At 36.2% G+C, this 24,502-nt stretch carries 21 protein-coding genes and 5 pseudogenes; 10 read left to right on the top strand and 16 right to left on the bottom strand.

Going from position 1 to position 24,502, the window contains the following annotated elements; genetic code table 11:
* Positions 1-680: 680 nt before the first annotated feature.
* Positions 681-920 carry a hypothetical protein gene (locus tag BS1321_RS24565; protein WP_063234466.1) on the top strand — a complete coding sequence of 80 codons (240 nt, stop codon included), beginning with the start codon at positions 681-683 and terminating at the stop codon, positions 918-920.
* Between the two features lie 208 nt (positions 921-1,128).
* Here BS1321_RS24565 and BS1321_RS24560 read toward each other — a convergent pair whose 3' ends face one another.
* The gene (locus BS1321_RS24560) at positions 1,129-1,530 is read right to left on the bottom strand and encodes an RDD family protein (protein WP_063234465.1); all 402 of its coding nucleotides are present in this window, start codon (positions 1,528-1,530) and stop codon (positions 1,129-1,131) included.
* A gap of 340 nt (positions 1,531-1,870) precedes the next feature.
* Between BS1321_RS24560 and BS1321_RS24555 the strand changes: the two genes are divergently transcribed.
* On the top strand, positions 1,871-3,490 hold the full coding sequence (locus BS1321_RS24555; protein WP_063234464.1) for an ABC-F family ATP-binding cassette domain-containing protein: 1,620 nt from the start codon (positions 1,871-1,873) through the stop codon (positions 3,488-3,490).
* Positions 3,491-4,066: 576 nt separating this feature from the next.
* Here the strand turns inward: BS1321_RS24555 and BS1321_RS27690 are convergent.
* The gene (locus BS1321_RS27690; RefSeq protein WP_155726492.1) at positions 4,067-4,222 is read right to left on the bottom strand and encodes a hypothetical protein; all 156 of its coding nucleotides are present in this window, start codon (positions 4,220-4,222) and stop codon (positions 4,067-4,069) included.
* Between BS1321_RS27690 and BS1321_RS24545 the strand changes: the two genes are divergently transcribed.
* A complete protein-coding gene (locus tag BS1321_RS24545; RefSeq protein WP_063234462.1) occupies positions 4,214-5,053 on the top strand; it encodes a spore germination protein in 840 nt (279 codons plus the stop codon). The two genes, BS1321_RS27690 and BS1321_RS24545, sit on opposite strands and share 9 nt — an antisense overlap.
* A gap of 47 nt (positions 5,054-5,100) precedes the next feature.
* Positions 5,101-5,484 carry a spore germination protein gene (locus tag BS1321_RS28630; RefSeq protein ID WP_063234461.1) on the top strand — a complete coding sequence of 128 codons (384 nt, stop codon included), beginning with the start codon at positions 5,101-5,103 and terminating at the stop codon, positions 5,482-5,484.
* A gap of 643 nt (positions 5,485-6,127) precedes the next feature.
* Here BS1321_RS28630 and BS1321_RS28310 read toward each other — a convergent pair.
* The 6 genes and pseudogenes from BS1321_RS28310 to BS1321_RS28305 all read right to left on the bottom strand — a co-directional run.
* Positions 6,128-6,283 (bottom strand): annotated as a pseudogene (locus BS1321_RS28310) (transposase); the annotation flags it as partial.
* Positions 6,284-6,342: 59 nt separating this feature from the next.
* Complete coding sequence (locus BS1321_RS24530) at positions 6,343-7,452, bottom strand: GerAB/ArcD/ProY family transporter (RefSeq protein WP_063234460.1); 1,110 nt, start codon at positions 7,450-7,452, stop codon at positions 6,343-6,345.
* Positions 7,453-7,868: 416 nt separating this feature from the next.
* Complete coding sequence (locus BS1321_RS24525) at positions 7,869-9,077, bottom strand: Ger(x)C family spore germination protein (protein WP_063234459.1); 1,209 nt, start codon at positions 9,075-9,077, stop codon at positions 7,869-7,871.
* A 493-nt stretch (positions 9,078-9,570) separates the two neighbouring features.
* Positions 9,571-9,804: a hypothetical protein gene (locus BS1321_RS24520; protein ID WP_063234458.1), complete on the bottom strand. Its 234-nt coding sequence runs from the start codon at positions 9,802-9,804 to the stop codon at positions 9,571-9,573.
* A 212-nt stretch (positions 9,805-10,016) separates the two neighbouring features.
* Positions 10,017-11,612: a spore germination protein gene (locus tag BS1321_RS24515; protein WP_063234457.1), complete on the bottom strand. Its 1,596-nt coding sequence runs from the start codon at positions 11,610-11,612 to the stop codon at positions 10,017-10,019.
* 1,212 nt (positions 11,613-12,824) lie between these two features.
* Positions 12,825-13,015 (bottom strand): annotated as a pseudogene (locus BS1321_RS28305) (recombinase family protein); the annotation flags it as partial.
* 326 nt (positions 13,016-13,341) lie between these two features.
* Here BS1321_RS28305 and BS1321_RS24505 point away from each other — a divergent pair.
* Complete coding sequence (locus BS1321_RS24505; protein WP_063234456.1) at positions 13,342-14,448, top strand: GerAB/ArcD/ProY family transporter; 1,107 nt, start codon at positions 13,342-13,344, stop codon at positions 14,446-14,448.
* 825 nt (positions 14,449-15,273) lie between these two features.
* On the opposite strand, the gene BS1321_RS24500 is transcribed toward BS1321_RS24505, so the two are convergent.
* Entirely contained in the window at positions 15,274-15,915 is a 642-nt protein-coding gene (locus BS1321_RS24500) for a hypothetical protein (RefSeq protein ID WP_063234455.1), read from the bottom strand.
* Positions 15,916-16,215: 300 nt separating this feature from the next.
* Positions 16,216-16,569: a hypothetical protein gene (locus BS1321_RS24495; protein WP_063234454.1), complete on the bottom strand. Its 354-nt coding sequence runs from the start codon at positions 16,567-16,569 to the stop codon at positions 16,216-16,218.
* A gap of 178 nt (positions 16,570-16,747) precedes the next feature.
* Here BS1321_RS24495 and BS1321_RS27685 point away from each other — a divergent pair.
* Positions 16,748-16,873, top strand: a pseudogene (locus tag BS1321_RS27685) (MFS transporter); the annotation flags it as partial.
* Positions 16,874-16,937: 64 nt separating this feature from the next.
* On the opposite strand, the pseudogene BS1321_RS28300 reads toward BS1321_RS27685, so the two are convergent.
* The 5 genes and pseudogenes from BS1321_RS28300 to BS1321_RS24475 form a co-directional block, all read right to left on the bottom strand.
* Positions 16,938-17,448: pseudogene (locus BS1321_RS28300) on the bottom strand (alpha-amylase family protein); the annotation flags it as partial.
* A 177-nt stretch (positions 17,449-17,625) separates the two neighbouring features.
* A complete protein-coding gene (locus tag BS1321_RS24490; protein WP_232522732.1) occupies positions 17,626-18,009 on the bottom strand; it encodes an aspartate/glutamate racemase family protein in 384 nt (127 codons plus the stop codon).
* Positions 18,010-18,258: 249 nt separating this feature from the next.
* Entirely contained in the window at positions 18,259-19,365 is a 1,107-nt protein-coding gene (locus BS1321_RS24485) for a GerAB/ArcD/ProY family transporter (RefSeq protein ID WP_063234452.1), read from the bottom strand.
* A gap of 581 nt (positions 19,366-19,946) precedes the next feature.
* A complete protein-coding gene (locus tag BS1321_RS24480; RefSeq protein WP_063234451.1) occupies positions 19,947-20,165 on the bottom strand; it encodes a hypothetical protein in 219 nt (72 codons plus the stop codon).
* Between the two features lie 293 nt (positions 20,166-20,458).
* Positions 20,459-20,764 carry an aldo/keto reductase gene (locus tag BS1321_RS24475; protein ID WP_081112990.1) on the bottom strand — a complete coding sequence of 102 codons (306 nt, stop codon included), beginning with the start codon at positions 20,762-20,764 and terminating at the stop codon, positions 20,459-20,461.
* A 159-nt stretch (positions 20,765-20,923) separates the two neighbouring features.
* Here BS1321_RS24475 and BS1321_RS24470 point away from each other — a divergent pair, with 159 nt between their 5' ends.
* The 4 genes and pseudogenes from BS1321_RS24470 (at position 20,924) to BS1321_RS28920 (ending at position 23,799) form a co-directional block, all read left to right on the top strand.
* Positions 20,924-21,352, top strand: coding sequence for a MarR family winged helix-turn-helix transcriptional regulator (locus tag BS1321_RS24470; protein ID WP_056529680.1), 429 nt, complete (start codon positions 20,924-20,926; stop codon positions 21,350-21,352).
* 77 nt (positions 21,353-21,429) lie between these two features.
* A complete protein-coding gene (locus tag BS1321_RS24465; RefSeq protein ID WP_063234450.1) occupies positions 21,430-22,071 on the top strand; it encodes a nitroreductase family protein in 642 nt (213 codons plus the stop codon).
* A gap of 102 nt (positions 22,072-22,173) precedes the next feature.
* Entirely contained in the window at positions 22,174-22,467 is a 294-nt protein-coding gene (locus BS1321_RS24460; protein WP_056529674.1) for a putative quinol monooxygenase, read from the top strand.
* A 164-nt stretch (positions 22,468-22,631) separates the two neighbouring features.
* A pseudogene (locus BS1321_RS28920) lies at positions 22,632-23,799 on the top strand (IS110 family RNA-guided transposase).
* Positions 23,800-24,131: 332 nt separating this feature from the next.
* Here BS1321_RS28920 and BS1321_RS28285 read toward each other — a convergent pair.
* The gene (locus tag BS1321_RS28285) at positions 24,132-24,380 is read right to left on the bottom strand and encodes an NUDIX domain-containing protein (RefSeq protein ID WP_232522729.1); all 249 of its coding nucleotides are present in this window, start codon (positions 24,378-24,380) and stop codon (positions 24,132-24,134) included.
* Positions 24,381-24,502 lie beyond the last annotated feature (122 nt).

Raw genomic sequence — 24,502 nt, 5'->3', positions numbered from 1 at the left:
GTGTATTTATGTCTGTGATGCACGCTTTAATTGACTTTTTCTTATCCGTATAAGCCGTCCTCCGCCCTATAATGATCGAACTATCCAAGCGGGCAGAAACCTTGTACGGGGAAAATGGAAAGCTACAAAGTAATGTTTTTATAGGCATCTAAACTACTGGCAAGTTCTATATTTCTGACTTTTTTCCCTATCCTATTATTAAGTTTGCTTTTAACAGTGATTCTAGATGAAAGAGCCTCACCTTTTGGGCGGAATTTCCGTAACATCGGGTGCCTTTTCCATAGACATCCCCTTACGGTAGGCTCAAGCGGAGGTCATTGCATCAAAGCCGTTTGCAACGGCAATGATCCGACCGAATAAAGGTATGTCATCCATCTTCTTACCAATCATATCCTAGCACCTATCCCTACGCAAAAAAAGGCATATCAACTTTTCAAAATGGAAAATTTTCAACCTCTCGATCATTCATCTTGATCTTTTATTTGGAAAAGTTGGGATACCGGGTGCATCTTTATTTATCGTATTCCTTTTCAGTGAGCGGCCCTGTTTTTAAAGGTACCTTTCTTCTACAATTGACATCAATTCTTAACATAAATAACGCTAATTTAATGTTTTATTGGAACCTCACATTATATACTTAAATTACAATTAAATAATTTTTTATGAAAGTGGGTACTGTCATGGAAATAAATGAAAGACAACCAATGCTATCCCCTAAATTAATCCATGAACTTGAAATTTTATCATCCAAAACAAATATGCCTATCTCTGAATTATTGGAAATATCTGTAGTATCACTGCTGGAAAAAGTGAATAATACCAAAGAACTAAATGTTGGACTTAATAATAAGGAAATGATTTTAAGAAATAAAATCATCATTAATCAAAATAAAGAGGTTTTGAATAACCAAAGCACTTGACCATATAGGTTAAGTGCTTTTTGGTTCCTAGCTGCCACTTTTTTAATGGATAAATATTCTAACGTGGTTTCCAATGTAATATAAATTCCTTAATATGCCCGCGAAGAAAGTAATCATCAAAATTCTTTTCTACTTTAAAAAATCATATCGGTTTGAATGTGTATTTTCGCATAAAAAAAAAGCAGCTATTAAACTGCTTATCAATTAATCATGGTTTATTCGATGTCACGTATGTACCTGCAATGAAATCATGTATCGCTCTATGATCTTTCCTTATGCCGACCATGAATGCACTAACAATAAACCCTATCCCTAATGTAATGGCATAAACCAAAGCAGCAACTAGATACCTCAATAGCATCGTGCCTATGCCTAATTTTTTGCCGTCCATCCTTACTATGCGTATTCCCATAATCCTTTTACCCACTGTATAGCCATACCATAATATCGGGACAATCAGCATGTAAAGAAAATCGAAAAACGTTGAAAAGTTTTCATTTTCCCAATCACCGGTAATTAACCCGAAAATTATCGCTAATGGTAAAGATACTATTATGCCATCCAAAAATCCTGCAAAAAAACGTTTCCAAAAGCCTACTGAATCGCTCATATATGATCCTCCCGTTGCGTTAGTTACAGTTACCTATATTACCAATTATAAGGTTGGTGCGTAATGAGTCTTTATGCCTATATTTTTCTTCAACAAGAAAAACAACTTACATTATCGGTGACAATTTATAAACAAAATTAAATCCTTGTGTAATTTTTGCTTATAAACGTTTGTTTTTGCTAATCTGCCTTTAATTTTCCTAAGAAATAAGATACAATTTAACGAACGGCATTTAAAAAATTATTGGACATAAACTGCTGTTTGTGTGAATCAGCGTAAAACTAATGAAACAAAGTGTTGTACACGTTGAAACAAAAGTATTTTGGAGGAATGTAAATAAATGATTACAGTAAATAATGTTGGTTTACGTTATGGAGATCGTAAACTGTTTGAAGATGTTAATATAAAATTCACGCCTGGTAACTGCTATGGCCTGATTGGTGCGAATGGTGCAGGTAAATCCACTTTCTTAAAAATCCTTTCAGGTGAAATTGAAGCTCAATCCGGTGATGTCCATATGGGGCCTGGCGAACGCCTTGCCGTTCTAAAACAAGATCACTTCGCTTTTGAAGAGGAAGAAGTCCTTAAAGTTGTCATTATGGGACATGAAAGATTATATGAAGTCATGCAAGAAAAAGATGCTATCTATATGAAGGAAAACTTCACGGACGAAGACGGAATGAAAGCTGCCGAACTTGAAGGTGAATTTGCCGAATTAAACGGCTGGGAAGCTGAACCTGAAGCTTCAATCCTCTTAAAAGGCCTAGGCATTGCAGAAGACCTGCATACAAAGAAAATGGCTGAATTGAACGGTGGCGACAAAGTTAAAGTATTACTTGCCCAGGCACTATTCGGTAAACCGGATGTTCTTTTACTGGATGAGCCTACCAACCACTTGGACTTAAAAGCGATCAAATGGCTGGAAGAATTCTTGATCAACTTTGAAAACACTGTTATCGTAGTTTCCCATGACCGTTACTTCCTTAACAAAGTTTGTACACATATTGCGGATCTTGATTTCGGTAAAATCAAAGTTTATATCGGGAACTATGACTTCTGGTATGAATCAAGCCAACTTGCCCTTAAACTTACTCAAGATGCCAATAAGAAAAAAGAAGAAAAAATCAAAGAGCTTCAAAATTTCATCGCTCGATTCAGTGCTAATGCATCCAAATCTAGCCAAGCAACATCCCGTAAGAAATTATTGGACAAAATCAGCTTGGATGACATACAGCCTTCTTCGCGCCGCTATCCATATGTCGGCTTTACACCTGAGCGTGAAATCGGGAACGATCTGCTTCGTGTCGATGGAATCTCGAAAACGATCGATGGCATAAAAATATTGGATAACGTTAGCTTCACGATGAATAAAGGCGACAAGATTGCATTTGTCGGTAAAGATGAGATTGCTAAAACAACAATGTTCAAAATCTTGGCAGGTGAAATTGAACCGGATAGCGGTTCATTCAAATGGGGCGTTACGACCTCTCAGGCATACTTCCCTAAAGATAATGCTGAATTCTTTGAAGGCGTCGATTTAACTCTTGTTGATTGGCTCCGTCAATATTCTCCTAATGACCAGAGCGAAAGCTTCCTGCGCGGTTTCTTGGGCAGAATGTTATTCTCTGGCGATGAAGTAACGAAAAAGGCAAGTGTACTTTCAGGGGGCGAAAAAGTCCGCTGTATGCTTTCTAAAATGATGTTAAGTGGTTCTAATGTCCTAATGCTTGATGAACCTACTAACCATCTGGACTTAGAGTCGATTACGGCATTAAACAACGGTTTGATCAGCTTTAAAGGATCTATGGTCTTCTCTTCTCATGATCATCAGTTCATCCAAACTGTAGCGAACCGAATCATTGAACTTACACCAAAAGGTACAGTCGATAAGCAAATGAGTTATGATGAGTACCTTGAAAATAGCCAATTGCAAAAACAAGTGGCTGAAATGTACAAATAATACTTTTATGAAAGCACATCCTTAGTGGATGTGCTTTTTTCGTTCCCGATTCTTGTTACCAGCATTTGTTTCAAACTTTAATGCATTGAAGGTATAAAAAACGCATTGCAATAAATATAATAATATTCCCTGAAAGATGAGCACTGAATAATTTCATGAATAAAAAGGTATATTGGTAAGGAAGGAGTGAGTTAGAATTGGATGGTCATACAGTTAAAAATATTTTTGATGATACAGGATACCTTTTTTTATATGATAAATTCAGTTATCAATTTTATGTATCTGGATTGTTCGACCTAGTTGATCAAGAAAAAATAATCTCGGATTTTTTAAATTCATATGACTTCGATGATAAAAATCCACTCTTTTTTGATGACTTTTCCTTTTACTTTAATTGTTTTCATTATTCCCACCAAAAACAAAAAATGTTAAATTTCTTGAAAACCGAGTATGATGAGCATATATGTTAAGTACAAATGACCAGATAAAATGATCCTGTCTTTTAAAACGAGCACTATTCAAAAAAAGGTAAGAGCAAATAAGTGCTCTTACCTTTTTTCATTTTATTCTTCACCGTTACTCTTCCTTGCTTGCTGCCATATTCATGTTCTCTTCGACATTCTCCTGGTTGATGGTGGAAAATGGTAAATTTTGCTTCCCTGAGAAATTCTCAAGCAAGTCTTTGACATCAATTCCCGAAGATGCCTTATTGGTCGTTCGCGAATGGTACACCTTATTTATCTTGATGGGGTAGTAAATAAAGATAGCTTGCAGGAAAACGTAATTAGACCCCTATTAGATTCAACGAAGGAGACCGTAAATATAAACTCTCTCATAGAGGATGTTTCAGAGAATATTATTAAAACAGCAGAAGTATTCGTTGTGAAAGAGTATAAGGAATTAACCGATGCCATAGTAAACGGTGGAACCGTTATACTATTTGAAGGCATTGAATTAGGAATTATAGCTGGGACTACACAGTTTAAAGAAAGAAACATTGAGCAAGCAATCAGTGAACGAACTCCAAAAGGGGCACGTGTTGGACTCACCGAAAACCTTAATACTAACATTAGCTTATTGCGTGGAATGGTTAAGACACCCAGTCTTTGCGTTGAGTCTATGAAAGTAGGAAAATTAACTGATACAGAAATTTCCATCCTCTACATAAAAAAAGTAGTCGACCAGAATGTATTAGCGGAAGTAAGAAAACGTATTGATATAATTTCCGTTAACTATGTTCTGGAAGCTATGACAATTAAAGAAGCTATTGAAGTTGGGTCAGTTGCACTTTTCGCAATGTATGAGGACTCAGAACCCCCCGATGCTGTAGTCTATTCATTATATGAGGGAAAAGTTGTGGTACTTGTAGATGGGAATCCATACGCCATTATTTTACCAGGTCTATTTATGTCGATATTTCAAGCACCTGATGAATACAATCAGAAATATGGCAGGCTAATGAATCGGTTATTAAGGTTTGTAGGTTTTTTACTAACCATTTACTTACCGAGCATTTATGTGGTACTTGTAAACTTTTATGCAGACGGATATCCGATAAAGTAACAAAATCCCTACTAAAAAACGATGAACTGCTTCCTGCATTTTGGACGATGTTAATACTTATTGGCTTGATAACTATCTTAATTGACGTTACTTTTAGGATTCCTCAAAGTGCCATCATACTTATCTCATTGTTTGCTACAATTGCAATCGGAGAAACAGCAGTCACAGCTAAGATTATCCATCCATTTAGTCTAATTACCATAGCAATAACTTTTTTATCGGGTTTCCCGATTATTTCCAAACAATTGGGGGCAGCGATAGCAACACTTCGTATGTTATTTTTAATTGTTGGATATTACTTTGGAAGTACAGGAATGATTATAGTTACAACGCTATTAATTATCTATATGGTCAAACTACGTTCTGTTGGAGTCCCATACCTGGCGCCACTCCTACCGTTTAAACTTGAAGAAATAAAAGATACGTTGTAAAGAGGAAGATTAGAGAAATTAAACAACAGTAAACATAGCTTTCCAAACGATAACGATAGCTGATAAAAAAGAAAAAACCATCAAAGAGAGATTACGTTTAATTAAATCGTAATTTCATCTTAGTTGAACTAATCTGCCCCGTTAGTTGCATAATAAAGGAGCTATTGATCAGCTCCTGTTAATGAAGTAAAGCACCCGTTAGAGTGGAAAAAAAAGCCCATATGTCAGGGAATAGTGAATCAATATTTCCTTATTGAACGTTTTAAGATAGATTAAATTTGGGCTGAGCACAAGGGTAAAGCAACCAGAATCATACCTAAAGGCAATGTTAAAAAACGATATTCTTTTAGTTTCAGCGTTTGTGCAGGACTTAATGCTGTTTCATATAAAAAAGAGTTAATTTGAAAAAGATGGTCAAAAACCAAATGATAGCCATCCTAGCTATGTATTAGCCAAAAAAATCAACGTGGGTAACTTTTTAACGAGGATTGAAGTGATGCGAAATGATGGTTAACATAATCCCTCCCATAAGAGTTCCTATCCAAAGGGCTTTTCCCACATTTTGTATCCGATTATTATATGGAACAAACATTAAAAAAACAACAAGTTCTAAAAAGGTAGAACCAATATATGGAACAGCAGCAAATGCACTTTCTCCATGATATTGGTACAGTCGAATCCAAGTGATTAATACTCCAGAGGTAACACCAATAGATTTAGCTATGCTTTCCTGTCCCTCTGTACCTTCAAGATATCTCTGTACGGCTTGTATTTTCTGTTGTGCTGTAAATTTGGCCATAAAGAAACTGCACCCCAATTGTTAGATGTGTCTAACAATTAGGGTGCAGTTCATATTCGCTAATGTTTTTTATTTTTTTTCCGGAATGCGTTGACTGCTAATAAGAGTAATGGAAGAACAAGTCCGTACGTTGAAACGTATAGAGGCCAAACTTCTTTGTCAAATGTGGTTGAATGGGCGACATTGGGATGTATAATTAAGGAAAGCGAAACCACGATCATCACTAAAGGTAGCGTGAGTGGACGATAATTGTTCATTTTCAACGTTTGTGCAAGACCGATAACGGACGCGTACAAATATAACGCCATTTTAAAATAAATAGTGAAAAGCCATATGATGGCCATTATGGCTTCTATCCGTTGCAAAAAATTACCTACGTTTAACTTCCTAGCCAAAGCATAACTTGGATACATCTGTCTGGCACTATTTTCAGCACCTAAAATTAAAATAGTTAAAGCGATAAGGATGATTAAACTGATTCCGGCGATTAGAATTCCGATGAAAAAGTTTTTTTCAGCTACTTTTGGTTGATTCACTGAAACAGGAAAAATCATTAATAAAATAATCAAAGGCAAAGAAAAAACACTTGTAAAAAGAAAAACAGCCCGTATCATCGGTTTTAATTCTGTTTCAAATACGGGTTGTATGTTTTCAAACTTCAATTGATCTGAAGATAATAATACTGATACCACTAGAATTACGAATAAAAAAACAATGAAAGGAAATAAAATTTCTCCAGTACGAGCCAACGTTTCAAGACCAAGGCGAATTCCCATAATTAATATGCATGCGAAAAGAATATGGATCGCTTCAATTGGGGTGTCCGGCATGATCTGTGTCGTCAAGAAATTACCAACATAAAACAATAGTTCTGTAGAGGCGTAAAGTGAAAAGAAAACAAACGTAAGAGAAACTGCCTTACCTAACCATTTTCCAAAAATTGTTTCATTGATTTCAACAAGTGTCATAGTGGGGAACATCCTGCCTAGAGAGATACATAAAGCCACCAGCAATAATCCTATGCCTACACCGATTACAGCTGCAATCCAAGCATCTTGTTTTACCTCTTGAGCCAGACTTCCAGGAACCACCAAGATGGTCGTGCCTATAGAAAATAAAATAACTAATATTGTAAATTGCCGAGCACTAATTTTAATATCTTTCACCATAATTCAACATCCTATCAATGGTTATTCCCCTATTGTTGACCTTGTTTTGTTAGAATAAACTCTAGCCCTAGGACTGCTGCTACATTTGGCGTCGGTCAATGGTAGCGGAGCGACGGGAGCATTAAGGAGTTGACGGACTCATCTAACCAAAGACCCTCTTGGCATGGAACTAACCAAACTTTGTTCCTGGCCTACCAGCTAGGGAGCATTCCAAGATTCGAAGGTTGACTTTTTATAGTTCAATCCGTGCTACGTTGGCTGGATGGTGGGGAGTAGCCTACAATCTTAACGGGGGAGCGAAGCGTATTTGGGTAGCAAATACACAAGGATTTTAGACTGGCTGCTCCCAAGATTGATTGGAGTGGGCATTCTAAGTTGTCCTATTGTAACCCCATTCCTTGTATAAAACCAACCAATTATTTAATTTTTTCCAGGAATGAATTACCAACTGTACCGACTCGTCTGATTTCTCCTTGTACCTTTATATTTACAGGTAAGTTCTCAAAATTTTTACCCCAATCTTTTTTGAGATTTTTCCAGGCTTTAGGATCAGCTCGATGAATCGCCTCACCAAATCCAAAAATGTCTACTTTATAATTTACTTGTACCTGTTCTATTGCCTTTTTGAACATTTCCTTCGTTTCTTTTTCATAAATTTTCTCTAATTTTTCAATCGTTTCTGGTTTTGTCAAATCGATACGGCATTCTACTTCACCTACATTGCCTTCCACAGTAACATTTAGATCTATTTCAGGTTTTCCATTCTTTATCTTACCTTTCAAATCCGTGTTCGACTTTTTCACTTCATACACAGCTTTTCCGCCTTTAGGGCACGCTATATTCACAACTGTACTTTTCTCCTTGTTTGTAATGACGTTATACGTTTTGCTTTGTTTTTCATCTAACCAACCGACTAATTTATCCTTTTTGAATACAGCTAAGTTTCCATACTTTATTCGAGCAGGGGGATCAATCATTTCTACATTCTGTTTGCTCAAAGAAGTTTCTTTATCACCTTTGATATCTGCTTGGATTCCTGTTAACACAGGTTTTTTTCCGTCACTTATCATACCCGCGATCAATTCATCTAATGTAACGGCACTTGTACCTGCCCATTCTTTTTCTGAGACTACAAGGGTACTAAACAATTTATTGGCAGGTATTTTTTCTATAGTAGTTGGTACCTTCAGGATATCTTCTGCGTTCATTCCCTTAGCTACGACAGTAAAAAAATCTGATCGCACTTGCCAGTGTCTTGAGAGAAGATCTAACGGTTTTCCAATTCCTTCTCTTGCTAATGACTCACCTATCACGAGTATTCGGAGATGTGAAGGATAAATTTTCCTCGGGGATTCCTTTGTCATTTTTCGGAAAGCTTCAAATACGGTTTTCCCTTTGGCCTGATAGATGATGACGGGTGAATTCCCGGTACCTCCACTGCCCTTCCCAGCTACTTCAGCTGGATTTACTACTTGGGCGGTTACAAGATATTGTCCATTCTTTGTAATATCCAACCCTATGGCCAGCGTAATAGCAAGTTCATTTAATTCACGGCGATTCCAGCAACCCGTAGTGAATAATAGAAATACAATCAGCATGATAAGCATTGTAAAGTTGCGTTTCATAGGTTAAACTCCTTTCGCTCGATTTGTTCTATTATTTAGTTTATTACGGATTATTTTAAAGTGACGATCATTTTATGCTCCATCTTCGCTCTTGATCAAACGTTGAAATTAAAGAACTACCGTATGTTGACTTTTCTTCTAGGGATGAGCATTATCAGCTTATCTATTGTCTATTTTCCAAATATAGACTATTTACAAGCGTCTATTAAGACTATATTGATTCCTTATTCTCCATCTTGTTGGCTTTTTTCTCTCAAATATTATTAGGTCTAGCGATAGTTCGAAGAAAAATAAATTCACACATAAGAGATTAGAATACTTGTTGCGGTAAATGCTTCTAAAAAAATAAAAACCTTCAGGGGTTTAAAAGTCGTTGGTCCGAAGGAGGAACAGGAACGAACCGCCAGCCTTAGATTCGATGATTTATAATGTTAATGATAAACATTTCCATGCCCATTTTTGCCGTTCAAAGCTTCTTTTGCCTATTCCATTTTCATTTTAATAATTTCTCAATTATGTCGGAAAGCGGTTTATAAATAGCTGTAATCCAATCTAATGGATTGGGAATCTTGATATTCAGCGCTTGGGCAATGCTTAACGCGGTTCCGAATAGTAGAAGAATGTAAAATATCCATAGTTCCTTTTTTAATTTTTTCCTCATCAGAGGAGGAACATCAATCGCGATGATCACAGCGACGATGACAAGGATTCCTGCAACAGCCACCACTTTCGAATACTCCTTTCTCTATTTGCTTTATGAATGGGATACGGTACCGTCAAATCATTGTATCTACCTATACATTCACAGACAAGTTAAAATACCAATCCTTCTTATACCTTTTAGGTAGCTTATAACCGCCATGATAAATGACTTCATCCAATCTAAATAGAAGCATTTTGTGTATTTATGACGCCATTTAGATAACTTTAGTTTCAATCTTACATTTTATTCCGCGGCGATTTCGATACTGAATTTTGTTCACGTTTATTGTTTTTCTGGCTGATTAAACGAGGGCGAGAAAACATCCCCAATCTAGGTACCCGAATAAACGTATCCTTCATGTCATCACGAATAAAAGGACCAAAAGGACTCATATATGGAACCCCAAAGGAACGCAAGCTGCATAAGTGAAGAACAAGTGCAATGAACCCAACGACTAACCCGAATATGCCAAAAGAAGCCGCAAGCGCCATCATCGGAAATCGAAGCATTCGAATCGACATGGACAAGGAAAACGCAGGAAGCACAAAGCTTGAAATAGCCGTGATTGCAACAACGATTACCATGGCAGCCGATACGATTCCAGCCTCTACTGCCGCTGTTCCAATCACCAATGTTCCTACAATAGATATAGCTTGTCCTATGGCTTTTGGCATTCGTAAACCAGCTTCTCGCAAGATTTCAAACGCCCCTTCCATCATGAGAGCTTCAATGAAAGCGGGAAAGGGAACCCCTTCTCGTTGAGAGGCTAGATTAATCAGCAGTGGAGTTGGTAACATTTCCTGATGGTACGTGGTGATAGCGATATATAAGGATGGTCCTAGTAGAGCAATAAAAATAGCAATAAAACGAAGCATTCGAATAAGGGTGCTAATGTCTGCACGCTGATAATAATCTTCCGCAGACTGAATAAAGGAGATGAACAGTGCAGGAACGACTAGAACAATCGGCGTTCCGTCCACTAGTATGGCAACTTTCCCTTCCAAAAGCTCCGCGGCAATCACATCAGGGCGTTCCGAATAATATATAGTCGGAAAGGGACTGTACGTTTCATCTTGAATCAATTCCTCAATATAACCACTTTCTAGGATTCCATCGATATCGATTCGATCCAGACGCTTGTGCACTTCTTCGACGACTTTGTCATTCACAATTCCATCGATATACATGATCGCTACATCGGTTTTGGTCAATTTTCCAATTTTTTTCGATTCCAACCAAAGTCGGGGAGTTTTTATTTTTCGGCGAATTAACGCTGTATTGGTACGCAAGTTCTCCGTAAAACCTTCCTTTGGCCCCCGAACCACGGTTTCCGTGGTGGATTCCATTACACCACGGTCTTTTCCACCACGCATGCCGATTGTAAAACCTTGTGTATATCCATCCAATAAGAGAATAACATCCCCTGATAACAGGGAAGTAAGTAAAGAACTGAATCCCGTAACATCCTGTATGTCTCCAACTGCAAGGATGCGATCTTTCAATACTTGTAAAACGTTCTGTTGAGACGATATCAAATGCTTCTGATCGGGATGGATATCTAACATGAGTGATTCCATGATAAAGTTCTGAATGGAATTAGTGTCCACCAAACCATCCGTATAAAAAATACATGCTTTAACGATTCCCTCTTTGCCAATTTGTATTTCTCTAATCACGATGTCGCCGCTATTTCCAAGCTGTTGCTTTACATGTTGAATGTTTCCTTGGAGGCTTGTTTTTAACAAGTCTTTGTTCTCTTCCTTATTTTGATCGTCTTGTTCGAATGAGGAGAAGTTAACGCTGTTTTTTCTTTGTTTCTTAAAAAAACTCATACATTTTATCCCCCTCTCAGTTTTGTTGTGGGGTTTGTTCCGTATGTACATAATTGACCCGGTGACTGAGAATCCCCGCTTTCAATGTTGTTAATGTCACCCAGAAGTCTTTCTATGATAAAACTGCCAATGAGCTCTTTATCAGTTAATCCATTTATATAAATAATCTTGACTTTAAGCCATGAAGAATCACAGACGAGCATGTCACTGCTGTTCTCTCTAAAGATTCTTTTTTATTTTTAAGGTTTTCATCTAAATGTTCACTAAGTTCCTGTTTGTTTGAAGTAAATTCTGTTTTTTCATAATACAAGGTTTGCTCTCTTTTTTATTATCCGCTTTCATGCATTGTCCATTTTCTTTTAACACTCCAAGTTTATAGTGTTACCGAATGAAGTGGTCAATGTCTTCACTATTATCATGCCTAATTTCCAATTTTTAATACATAAGGAAATGAATAGATATACACTTAAAAACGTGTTTGTAGCTTCCTCTAACGTATGTATCTAGGGAAAGCTCGTCAACACCTAAAGCTTCAGGAGCTTCATAGCCTTCTGGATGAGCAACGATACGCTCCCCATAATGGTAAAACCAATGAGAAACGGTAGAAGCAGGTACCTCCCTTTCACAAATTGCGACTTCAAACGATTGCCCGATATATTAATGAGCGATCATCGTTTTAAGGTGCCCAGGGTGGACCTACCCTCAAACAGGAATATCTGGCCACCGTCCCTCACACAGTTGAAGGTAAACAGATACGAATATAGAGGGTTTCTCCAGTCGAAACCCCGGCTTGGTGGAGCATTCGATTGTCCGATCTGGCGTGATTCTTACTCGGTTTAAAACAAACTTTCCAGGGTAAGCATTTTCTATTCCCTCTATAAACCCCTTCCATTCATGAACATTAGAAGTAGGTCGTAAACGGTGACTCCAAGGGGTTTCGACTTTGACTTTTCGAGTAATTTCTTTTATAGGAATTCATAATCTTCAAAAAGGTAATGTTAGGAAGGCTAAATATTTCTTTCCCTGATCTCCTACAAAAAAGGGTTTTGGAAATCGTGCTTTTCTTCCATCCAATACATCCAGATAAAATTAGATTACTTCTTCTTTTTCTACCATAGGAAATCGCTCCTCTCTCTATTGCGAATTATATCCAAAAATTTGCCCAATCTTAGCTATACTCGGTATAGGACTAGGTTTATTACTGGTGGCGTTAATCACATCCCTTTTCCGAATCATACGTTTTAATAGTTGATATTGTTCTCGGTCAAAAATTTTTCCCACTTTGTTTATCCATAAAGATATCTCGTTCATCAAGACCCTTTTCTTTCAACGCTTGAAGTTTTCGTCCTTCATTTTTGATCTTTGCTGCTGACTCGTATGTACCCAAATTTATGAATATCCATTTTTACACCACATACTATTTTTCTATTTCTTATTCTGCCAAAAGTGTTCGTAAATGTGGTTGTAAAAAATGAACGTTCGAAAAGTTTTTTTCGAAACTTCTGTAAGGTGACTTATTGTAAACGTCTCATATTTTAGGTAAAGCCCATGGAATTTGAATAATTTCATGGGCTTTACAGGTTCGTACTTTTTCTTCAGAAAGAAGGGGTTAAATTAAACCAAGATTTTAAGAACATCCTTTAGTCGGCAACAAAATTAATATATGATGAAAAAAAAGGCGAAGATAGTTAAAATGTGGTGGAAGTCTTGTCCGGAGGTGAACGAATTATTGAAGACCAAAATATCAGTACAACAATTTATGATAATAGTGATCTTATTTACAGTTGGAACTTCCATATTAATTTACCCGGCAAGTGTAGCAGCTGAAGCAAAGCAAGATGCATGGATTACGGCAATACTCACTACAGGCATTGGTTTATTATTCATATGGTTATTTAGTGCTTTGGGTAGTATTGTCCCTCATTTGACTTTAATCGAAATGTGCATGAAACTTCTTGGTAAATGGTTAGGTACCATAGCTGCTATCATCTTTATTTCCTTTTTCTATTATAGTACTGCTGCATTGCTATTCTATATAGGCAATTTCTTGACAACACAAATGATGCCTGATACCCCGATGATAACCCCAATTATTCTTTATTTAAGTATTTTAGCTCTGGGAGTTTACCTTGGAATCGAAACCTTCGCTCGTTTTGCAGAGGTAGTTTTCCCTATTGTAATATTACTTTTATTGATTTTATTCCTCTCCAGTAGCCCACAGTTTGAATTTCAGAACTTTCTGCCTGTATTTGAGGTAGGGATTAAGCCTATCATACGGGGTGGAATTCTTATTTTTATTAACTCTTTTCTGATGCCTATTACTTTATTAACGATTTTTCCCTCTCACCTAAATCAAACCAAACAAGGTAGAAAAGCGTTTATAATGGGGGTTTTTATCGGAGGGATTATACTTGACATCATAATTGTGATAAGTATTTTGGTTTTGGGGGATTACATCACTTCGATTGAAATGTATCCAAGCTACGTTTTAGCACAAAAAATTAATATCGGAAATTTTTTTCAACGGATAGAAGCTACCATGGCCATAATATGGTTTATCACGATCTATATCAAGATGTTTATATATTTTTATGGAACAGTCGTAGGCCTTGCAAATATGTTGAAGTTACGTGACTACAAACCAATTGTCCTTCCAGTAGGGTTGACATTAGTACCTTTTTCCTTATTAATGTATCCAGATGTAACTTATATGCAAAAATGGGAATCGACAAGTTGGGTACCATATGCCTTAACGATTGGTATATTTCTCCCATTATTATTACTAGGAGCAGCTGTATTTAGAAAATACATTCTTAAAGAAAACCTACAAAATTAAAAATAATTTAAATCGATGCATAAATATGTTCAATTTTTGGTTCTGGAGCACCTATCAATAATAGACATCAAGATAAAAGAAATCCTAAATAGTGGCATAACTAATCCTAAAATCATCATAAAGATAATAAAGCCAAACTTTTGGTGAAGCTGAGAATTTACCCTCGTTTTTACGAGATAGTCACGTTTTAATTCCCCAAAAAATGACGAATAGGAGGGAAAGGCAAACAGATAAGTTAATCAATTTATTTGGCTAGCCAAATAAATGCCTTTGTTATGGAATACCCCAAGTAAACCATTTTGCCAATATACCATATTTAGAGGGAACAGGACCATCCGAATCGAAAACCGTCAGCAAATATGGTCGTCAATTTAGTGAACGTTCGTAAATTCAAACCGTACTTTTTCGGACATCCAAAACATTTATTTTACGTACATAGGCCGACTGGATACTATGGGTATCCGGTGTTTTTGTTATCGTTCAGTCATAAGTCTTAAAGGGAAGGGAGTAGTCCTAGTATCAAATGAAAATAACTTGATAAAAAAAGAAGAATAGATCAGGTGAATGGTCTATCCTTCTTTTTGCCAATAAAACTGATGATTAAATTGAGTTTTCGATACTTGTTAAACGAAGTGATCGGTCATCTGCAGAAGTATTTCGAACCTATGTAATAGAAATGTTTTAGTTTTTTCAATTTATTAAGCTTTTCTTCTCCAGTATAAAGTTGTGTAACTTACATACTGTACATCCTTCCTATTCCATTCAAGTGGCAGGGTTATTCCTGTGGCACAAAGAGAATCCTTAACAAAAGGGTGCTCTTTGTGTTTACATTTTGATTTCTTTCGTATGTGGAGAGGCTACTTGTTTTTTCGTATCTTGTTCCTGTACCGTATTTGTGGTGATCTTTATATAAGTGAGAGGATTAGGAGCCTTGGATAAGAAGCAAATCAATGTATACGTTTCTTTTTCTTTTGCTTGTAAGCGTATGTTTTTAGGATCTGCGTTCATTTTATATACATCCACGCTCTCTCCGTTACTAAGAAGCAGCTTCTGAATAGGTCCCTTTCCCAAATCAAGTGGTTGATCTGACACGTTTTCAATAGTAGTTGTAAACTGAATGGCATTCATTTCATTCGTAGGTAGACTACGCTGTTGTAAATTATACTTGCCCACTTCACTTACTTCTTTACTTTGTACGACTTTTATCTTTTTTACATCAATATGAAGAGGACCAACTTGAACGCCTACCTTCGGTTCACTTATTTGGTTTAGCGTAAATACTCCAAGTGGATGAGGGGCAGTCTGTCCTTCATAACTCAATGGCTCTTTGTAATGTTTTACTTCTACATTAGTTTGCGTTTCTGTATTCTCGCTCTCTTTCATTGTTTTTTCTGAACTTTGATGATTTGAACAAGCAGATACAATAAAACAGGTACAGATAGCCATACATAAAATTACCTTTTTCATTTGTATTCTCCCTTACAGATAGAATTTTTTTTCATCATTAAAACAACTTTTACTATTTATATTCACTGTATAAGTTACAAGATTTCCTAGAAAAACGCAATTATTTTCAGAAAAGTCAATCAACTTTGGTGTATAATCGCCCATACTGTTTCTTATCCAGCTTTATTTTATAGAGCTCATCATAAAAGATAAATTTTAAAGTAACTTCATTTCATTAAATGAAGTTACTTCCTACAAAAAAGAACCTTTACTAAAAAGTAAAGGCTCTTTCTATATCAATAAATGGAATTTACTACGGATTTAGAAAGCACAGTATCCAACAACTGGTTTAGATGAACCCGTTTTAATAAAATAATCTGGAACGTATCCCTGATCAAGGTCACCGCCGTAGCCATTATCATCGGCAAAATCCCAAATTTTACTTCCTTTATAGGATTCACCATTTACATAACAATACAACCAAAGTTTTTTTCCATCAGGAATATTGGTTTCAACTCTTTTACCATTAATCGTTGGCGTGGTTCGAATATCCAGACCTGCCCCACCCGTTTTTTGAACTGGATAAAACGCAGCATGTGTAATTGTTAGATTGGTAAGCAAGACAAAACCAACTATTACAACTGCAACCAGGGAGAATGTAACTTTTTTAAGCATGTGTTACCTCCTATATAAGAGTTATAGTAGGATTCCTCTTACTAGTTATTCTTCTAGAACAAAAAATGACTTGGTCTGATTCAGTTGGTACATATGAGGAATACCATAATAAAGATACAATACATTTCATTAGAAAACAACAAATAGATTGAATTTTTTGATTTTTATACCAAAAGTACCAAAAGCTACAGAACTAGCTGCTTCACTGATGCCAGTAGCAAGCAATGTCGGTATCGGCTTTGGTTCCGCATTAGGCGGAATTGTTTACCATCAGGGAAATTTAATGAGTGTGACATTGGTAGGTGAACAAAATCCCAATAAGTAGCCCCTTTAATACCTAACTTTTATCTGGTCAAATACTGGATTAATTCCTGCTCTCCATAAGCATACTGATGACAAGCGTATAAAAGGGGATCAATCTCATCTTTTTTACCTGGGAAAGGATTATCACCTGCAATACCAAAGTAGTCGCAAAAAAAGACAACAGGGTATCCATCTCTTCGAAGTAAAATGAGGGCATATGCAATTTGTTTGAACCAATCGTCTATCCAATAATCAAGTCCCTCATTAGGCTGTGTATCGTGATTATCTACAAATGTTACTGCATCAAGAGGGTGGGATTGAACAAGGGTTTTATCAAAAATGGTAGCAAGGTAAAAATGACTACCTGCATTTTACATCTGAATTCCAAAACTCTCCTATGTAAAAAAATTCTTTTCCTCTATTACAAAGTCACCAAGAAAATCATGATTAATATGTTTAATGGCATCTAACCGAAACCCATTACATTGCAAATATCTATGATCCATTTTCCCGCGTTAATAACCTCTTCTATTACTAAGGATGGTTATAGTCGATATTTCCACGCACCCTTATGTCCTACCCTGGCTACTGATATAAAAGATTCTATTAAAAAAAGGTCAACCAGTAAAAACTGGCTAACCTTATAATACGGACGCACCCGTTAGTTTTAGTACAATCCTTCACAAACTAAATTTGGAATAAGAAAATGAGGTGCCATAGCTACCTCCGTTGTTCCACTCAAGCTCCCTATAGTTAAATAAGGTCAATGAGTTTTGTCCAAAAAATGGTATCGACAATCTTATTAATGTAAATTTCTGCTGTATTTAATGGATGGATATTTAAATCCTCATTTTTGATTAACATCGGGAGTTCTGTGCAACCCAATATAACCCCTTGTATACCGTCTCTATTTATCATTTGATTTATGATATTTAGAAAACCTTTTTTTGTTTCGTTGTTCACGATGCCATTTTCTAATTCTTTAACAATTTTTCTATGTATGTATTCCTGTTCCGATTGATTCGGTACTACAATTTCTATGTTATGAGAAATAAATGTTTTTTTGAAAAACTCATTTTCCATCGTAAACTTAGTTCCTATAAGACCAATCTTTTCTAAGCTTACAACTACCTCCACGGGTGTGCTGAGCACTTTCAAAGGAGACAAAGTATGTAAAATTACAGATTTCCTCAGCTATCACCCGATCAAATATATCTATCGCCTTGCAACAAGCAACCAGCCACTCTACTAATCGCCAAAAAAAATTCCGAATACCTAATCCAAATTATGAAAAGTTGACAGCATGTTTTTCCTCTTTCATAACACTCATATAGAAGCACAAGAATCCAAAGAAAATAATCGTTAGTACGATATGCTTAAGGAATTTCATTCTGTTTGGTTCCTTTCCTTTTTTCGAAAAGCACTTATTCCTAACAATAGTAGAGGAAGAAATAATCCATAGGTTGAAGCATGTACCATAAAAATGCCTTTATTGTATTGAATATAATCGAGTATATCAGGATGTAAGGTCACCGACATGACAACCATAATCATCCCGAATGGTAACGTAAGTGGTCGATAGTCTTTTACTTTTAATGTTTGGGCAAGACCCGTTATTGCTGCGTAAAAATAAAATACCAATTTAAAATACATTGAAATAAACCACATGATCGCCATTATTACTTCAATCCGTTGGAAAAAACCCCCTACATTGATTCTTCTGGCTATCGCATAACTTGGATAAATTTGTCTCGAAGCTCCATCAACACCTAAAACTAAGATGCCCAAAACGATAATGATGGTTAGAAGGAGTCCCCCAATGATTATTCCTGAAAAAAATGTTTGTTTGGCTTGTTTTGGCTGAATTACAGACACGGGAAAGACCATTAATAATACAACAGAGGGCAGACAAAAAATGCTGAAAAAAATTAAGCTTGACCAAATAATGGATTTCACTCTTACTTCGAATACAGGTTGTATGTTCTGAAAATCGATTTGAGGAGCAACAGAAACGACCAAAATGATAAATAGGATAATGAAAAAAGCAAATAAAATCTCGGCCGAACGAGCCAAGGTTTCAAGCCCAAGGCGAATTCCCATGATCACAACGCACGCAAAAAGAATAATGATCATTTCGATGGGTGTATCAGGCATCATTTGTGTCGTTAAAAAAGTCCCAACCTGGAATAATAGTCCTGCTGCAGAGATAAACGAAAAGAAAACAAATCCAAGAGAAACGGTCTTGCCTAACCATCTTCCGAGAAGTTTTTCATTGATTTCGACTAATGTCAAATTCGGATAACGGCTTGCTAAGGAAGTGATTAACGTCACCAGTAATAAACCTATTCCTATACCGAGTATAGCTGATATCCAGGCATCTTGTTGTGCCGTTCCAGCGATAGCTGCTGGAATAACTAAGATGGTCGTTCCTATAGAAAATAAAATCACTAAAATTCTAAATTGACGTGTACTGATTTTTTCACTTTTTACCAAATTTCACACTTCCTCACAAATGATCGGCTGAGGAGTCACCAGTCACTACCACTCCCCTTAAAGACTTCATTAAACAAACTCAAAATTAATATGTTGCGTTCCGGATCCAAACTAGCTGTAACAATCAGGAATAGTAATTGTTGGAAACATCTAAAACTTTGACATAAAGATCCCTTGTTTACCCAAACGAAACGTAAAATAAAGTCCAACTACCCAGATGAGTTTCATTACAGCTCTTAACATTTCTTTTTTCTCCTTTTAGGTAATTATCACCATCTATTTAATATTCCAAACAAAAACAGGCGGCAAACTACGCCACCTAACATCCTATTGCATTTGTTGTTTTTAAAAAAAGTTCGATCAGAATCAGCTCCTATCATTGAGAAATCAATAATGGATAAGAGAGGGGATCTTTTTGATCAAACTTTATTCCAAACAGTGCATCTTACAAACGGTTCAATTTTATTTTACAGTCACACTTATACCAATAACGCCAATCTTTTCCATATTGTTTGTGCTAAGTATTTTAAAATTTTTGCGTTGGTTTTACGTCAAAATGTAGGCGATACCCCTTATATAAGTTAGTTATTTTCTTGATCTTGTTCATTGAAAAAATGCAATATAAAATACTGTAATATTAACCCCTGACTAAAATAAAAAATGATATTCTTCCAATCTTCCACAACAGAAATTCCCCCTAAATTTGGATAGAAAACAAGGTGAGAACTATATAAAAATCCCATTAACCATGCCAATATCATATCAACTTCCATAATCCCTTTTAAAATGCGACGTGCCATTCTCTTCCTCCTTTTTACGCATAACTAGTCTGTTCACCTTTGTCATAAAAATTAGGGAGCAAATCAATTCTATTTAAAGTCCTACCACATCGCCATCAAGCTAAATCAGATCAGTACCCCCATAACGGCATAACGTTATTTTTTAATGACGAGACCTTATACACCATATTAAGGTTGACCGTCTCGTTCTTTGGTTAATCTCCTTTTTATCCATAAACCACAATGATAACGGAAGTAAACAAACTGCCCCAAAAATAAATATTAGGCCAGCCTTGTTACTAAGGTTTTACAGATTATTTACCTAACCCTGTTAAAAATTCAACCGTTTCTGGATCGTAATGTGAGAAGAATAAACTTTGTTCTTGATCTAGTTTTTCAATTTTTTCCATATCCTCGTTTGTTAAAGCAAAATCAAAGACATCAAAATTTTGAATCATTCGTTCTTTCGTTACAGTTTTAGGAATGACAACAACATTACTTTGAATTAGATAACGCAAAGCAACTTGGGCAACAGATTTACCATATTGCTCACCAATATCTTTTAGGGTTTCATTCGTAAAGAAATCATTCTTCCCTTCTGCAAAAGGTCCCCAAGACATCAAAAAGGAGATAGAGCAACATTTTGGTCTAGATCATATTTAAGCAAAAGTTGCAGTACTAAAATACTTGCTTTATTATTTATGGTATAGTATATTAATTGACACATCAACTATTGAGCTATCAATTATTTTGTCTAACGTATGAAAAGAGGGTGTTTCTTGACGAATTCATGTTCTAATGAATCTTTTATTTTATATATAATGAACTGCCTTAACAAACAGATAAGTTCAAAATTTGAAAGTTGTACGGGCATTAGTCAATCAAGACATGATATCTTATATCAGCTTTATCAAGTTGATGAAATTAGTCAAACAGCACTTCAAAAAGAGGTTAACATTGACGGTGCAGCGATTACCCGGCATTTAAAACAACTTGAAGCGACTGGGATGATTTTAAGACGCAAAGATCCGGAGGATAATCGATTTACTCTTGTCTGTCTTTCAGATCATGGTCGCAAACAAATTATTCTCTACCAAGCTGAAAAGGCTCGTTTTGTCACTTTGATGCTTAAAGATTTTAAAGAAGAAGAACGTCAAGAGTTAACAGATATGCTGACACGCATTCAAAAAAATATAAGCCAAGTCTAACACTTGATTCGTTACAATTTGAAATGAGAATAACTATAAATTAAACTACTAAAGTTAAAAAGAGGAGACTATCAACTATGACTACTACAGCACAATTAACAAATGATTTCAAAGAAATTATCACAGGACGCCGCTCCATAAAAAATTACGACAAATCCGTAAAAATCAGTAGGGAAGAAATGGAGGAAATACTTACCTTAGCGACTCTTGCTCCTTCTTCAGTTAATATGCAACCATGGCGCTTCCTTGTAATTGATAGTCCTGAGGGAAAAGCAACACTTGCACCTCTTGCTCGCTTTAACCAAAATCAAGTCGAAACATCTTCCGCAGTAATTGCCGTATTTGGTGATATGAACAATTTTGATAACGGCGAAGAAATCTACGGTAAAGCTGTAGATTTAGGGCTTATGCCTTTAGAAGTAAAAGAAAACATATTAGCCTCATTTGCTGGATATTTCGAAAAAATCACTAGTGAAGAAATGAAAGAGGTCGTTCTAGTTGATGGTGGTCTTGTATCCATGCAACTAATGCTTGCGGCTCGTGCTTATGGCTATGATACAAATCCCATCGGTGGCTATGAAAAAGACCAAATCGCAGAAGCTTTTGGATTAGATAAAGATCGATACGTACCAGTTATGCTAATTTCAATCGGTAAAGCAGCAGATAATGGCCATCAATCAGTTCGTCTTCCAATTGATAAAGTCGCACAATGGAAGTAATGTAATAAAGAATCCATTCATTAAATTTCAACCGAGTATGTTATTTTTACTTTAATTATATATTAAGTTTATTATGCTTAACAAAAGAGAGGATGACGTTTAATGATTATCATTCATGCCGTATTCAATATTAATCCAGCAAAACAAGATGCATTTCTAGAGGAGATTCAACCGCTAATCGTAGCTTCAAGAGCGGAAAGTGGAAATGTTTCTTACACTCTTCACAAAGCTACAGAAAAAGACAATGAATTTACAATGGTTGAAGTTTGGCAAGATCATCTAGCGGTTGCAAGCCATAATTCAAGTGAGCACTTCACCTCGTTTGTTGGTAAAGCTAAAGAATTCCTCTCTTCACCTTTAAATGTTAACGCATTTGAAGGACAACCATTAAAATAATGAGTTAAAATGTATGGGATTTCCTATATCCCATCTTATAAAACAAAGAGTTGCTGCTTCGGTAAAACAAGCTGCAACTCTTGTTTATTTCTATTCCATTTTCTCGAACATCACGCGCTTATTTGGCGTACATAATCTGTGTGACAATTTCCATGGAAAGAGGAATGCAAATAGTTCCATTTATTTATCGAATTCAGTTTTTCCAAAGCATCCGCCAATGTTGTATTAATCGGCTCTTCTTTATTTTGCTTCTTCATGAAATTGGAGATTTCGTTAATTGTACTCACGTAGCGATGGAAAGCACCAGTGTTTATTGGAAACCCATTGTTAACTTGTTAGAGTCCGAAGGAATTGAGTTTTTAGTTGTAAATGCTCAACACATGAAGGCTCTTCCGGGACGTAAAACGGATGTTAAAGATGCCGAATGGATAGCCCAACTTCTTCGTCATGGATTACTAAAAGCAAGTTTTATTCCAGATCGGAATCAACGAGAACTGCGGGAACTTGTACGCTATCGCCGAAGTATTATAGAAGAAAGAGCCAGACAACATAATCGGATTCAAAAGGTTTTAGAAGGAGCCAATATCAAACTTGGCTCTGTTGTTTCTGATATTATGGGCGTTTCATCGAAGGATATGCTCCGAGCGATTGCGAATGGTGAAGACACTAGCAAACCTCGCTCGTCGTACAATGAAGCGGAAAAAAGAAGAACTAGAATTAGCTCTTAAAGGATATGTAAATCCACACCAACGATTAATGTTGAAAACCATTTTGACTCACATTGATTTTTTAAGTGAACAAATTGAAATGTTGGATCAAGAGATAGCTCGAAGAGTAAGCTCTTATCAGGACGATATAGAACGACTTGATTCAATACCTGGTATCGCTACAAGAATGGCTGAGCAAATCTTAGCTGAAATTGGTACGGACGTTGGAAACCAATTCCCGACTGCCGCACATTTATGTTCATGGGCAGCCTTGGTCCCTGGCCACAATGAGAGCGCAGGTAAAAGGAAATCTAGTAGATCTAAAAAGGGAAATAAGTATTTAAAATCCGCATTAACAGAAGCAGCTCAATCAGTAAGAGGGTCAAAAAACTATCTCGGTGCACTGTATAGACGCACAGCCGGACGAAAAGGAAAGAAAAAGGCAGCAATTGTAGTTGCCCATGCGATGTTGCGAATCGCATATTACCTTCTAACCCGAAAAGAAATGTATGTCGACTTAGGCGAAGATTACTTTGATAAACAAAGACAAGTATCGATTGTACGCTATTCGGTTCGAAGACTAGAAAACTTAGGTTATAATGTGACAATTACCGAGGCATCCTAATCCAATTTTCGTATCCATAAACACATTAATCAGGCGCTCTCCTCTTTTTTAAAAAATGAATGAGCTGCGTCTACTTAATTATTGCCATTTTTCGGATCTCACAGAAGTTAATTTTCATGGTAGTTCATTAAGAATGTTTTTAAACGTTAACCTTTTAAACCCACTTTCACTGCCCAATAATGATGTTCGTGAACAAGAAGTTCTCTCACACTGTCAATATTTATCCACTTTATAAAGTGGTCATCTTCAATTGGTTCCTGCATTTTATCCAACAATTCTGCCAAGTAGAAATATCCGTCATTAAGTAGGGGTTCATTTTTAGAGGATTGAAATTATCTCTTCGCATTGCCAATAAAAGAACCTAAAAATACTTTATAACCTGTTTCTTCTAACATTTCTCTTTCAAGGCATTCTTGATAACTTTCTTCATTTTCAATTCCACCACCAGGTAAAAAATAATGTCCTCTGGAATTCTGGACAGCTAACACTTTATCCTTTGCAGAATTGAAAATTATTGCATAAACACCTTTTCTTATTTGATAATCTAGACCACCTATTTTTTCTCCAAAAACCTTATCCAATTTTTCACCTTCATGCCCACTTAATCTTACCAATTCAAAATCAACTAACCTGCCCCTTTAGTTTCATAAGAAAAATCTGCCTTAGAGACAGCTCAGATCTTCAGCTAACGCACTTAGTAAAG

Source organism: Peribacillus simplex NBRC 15720 = DSM 1321, assembly GCF_002243645.1.
GTDB lineage: Bacteria > Bacillota > Bacilli > Bacillales > DSM-1321 > Peribacillus > Peribacillus simplex.
This window is presented reverse-complemented; position numbering and strand designations above follow the sequence as displayed.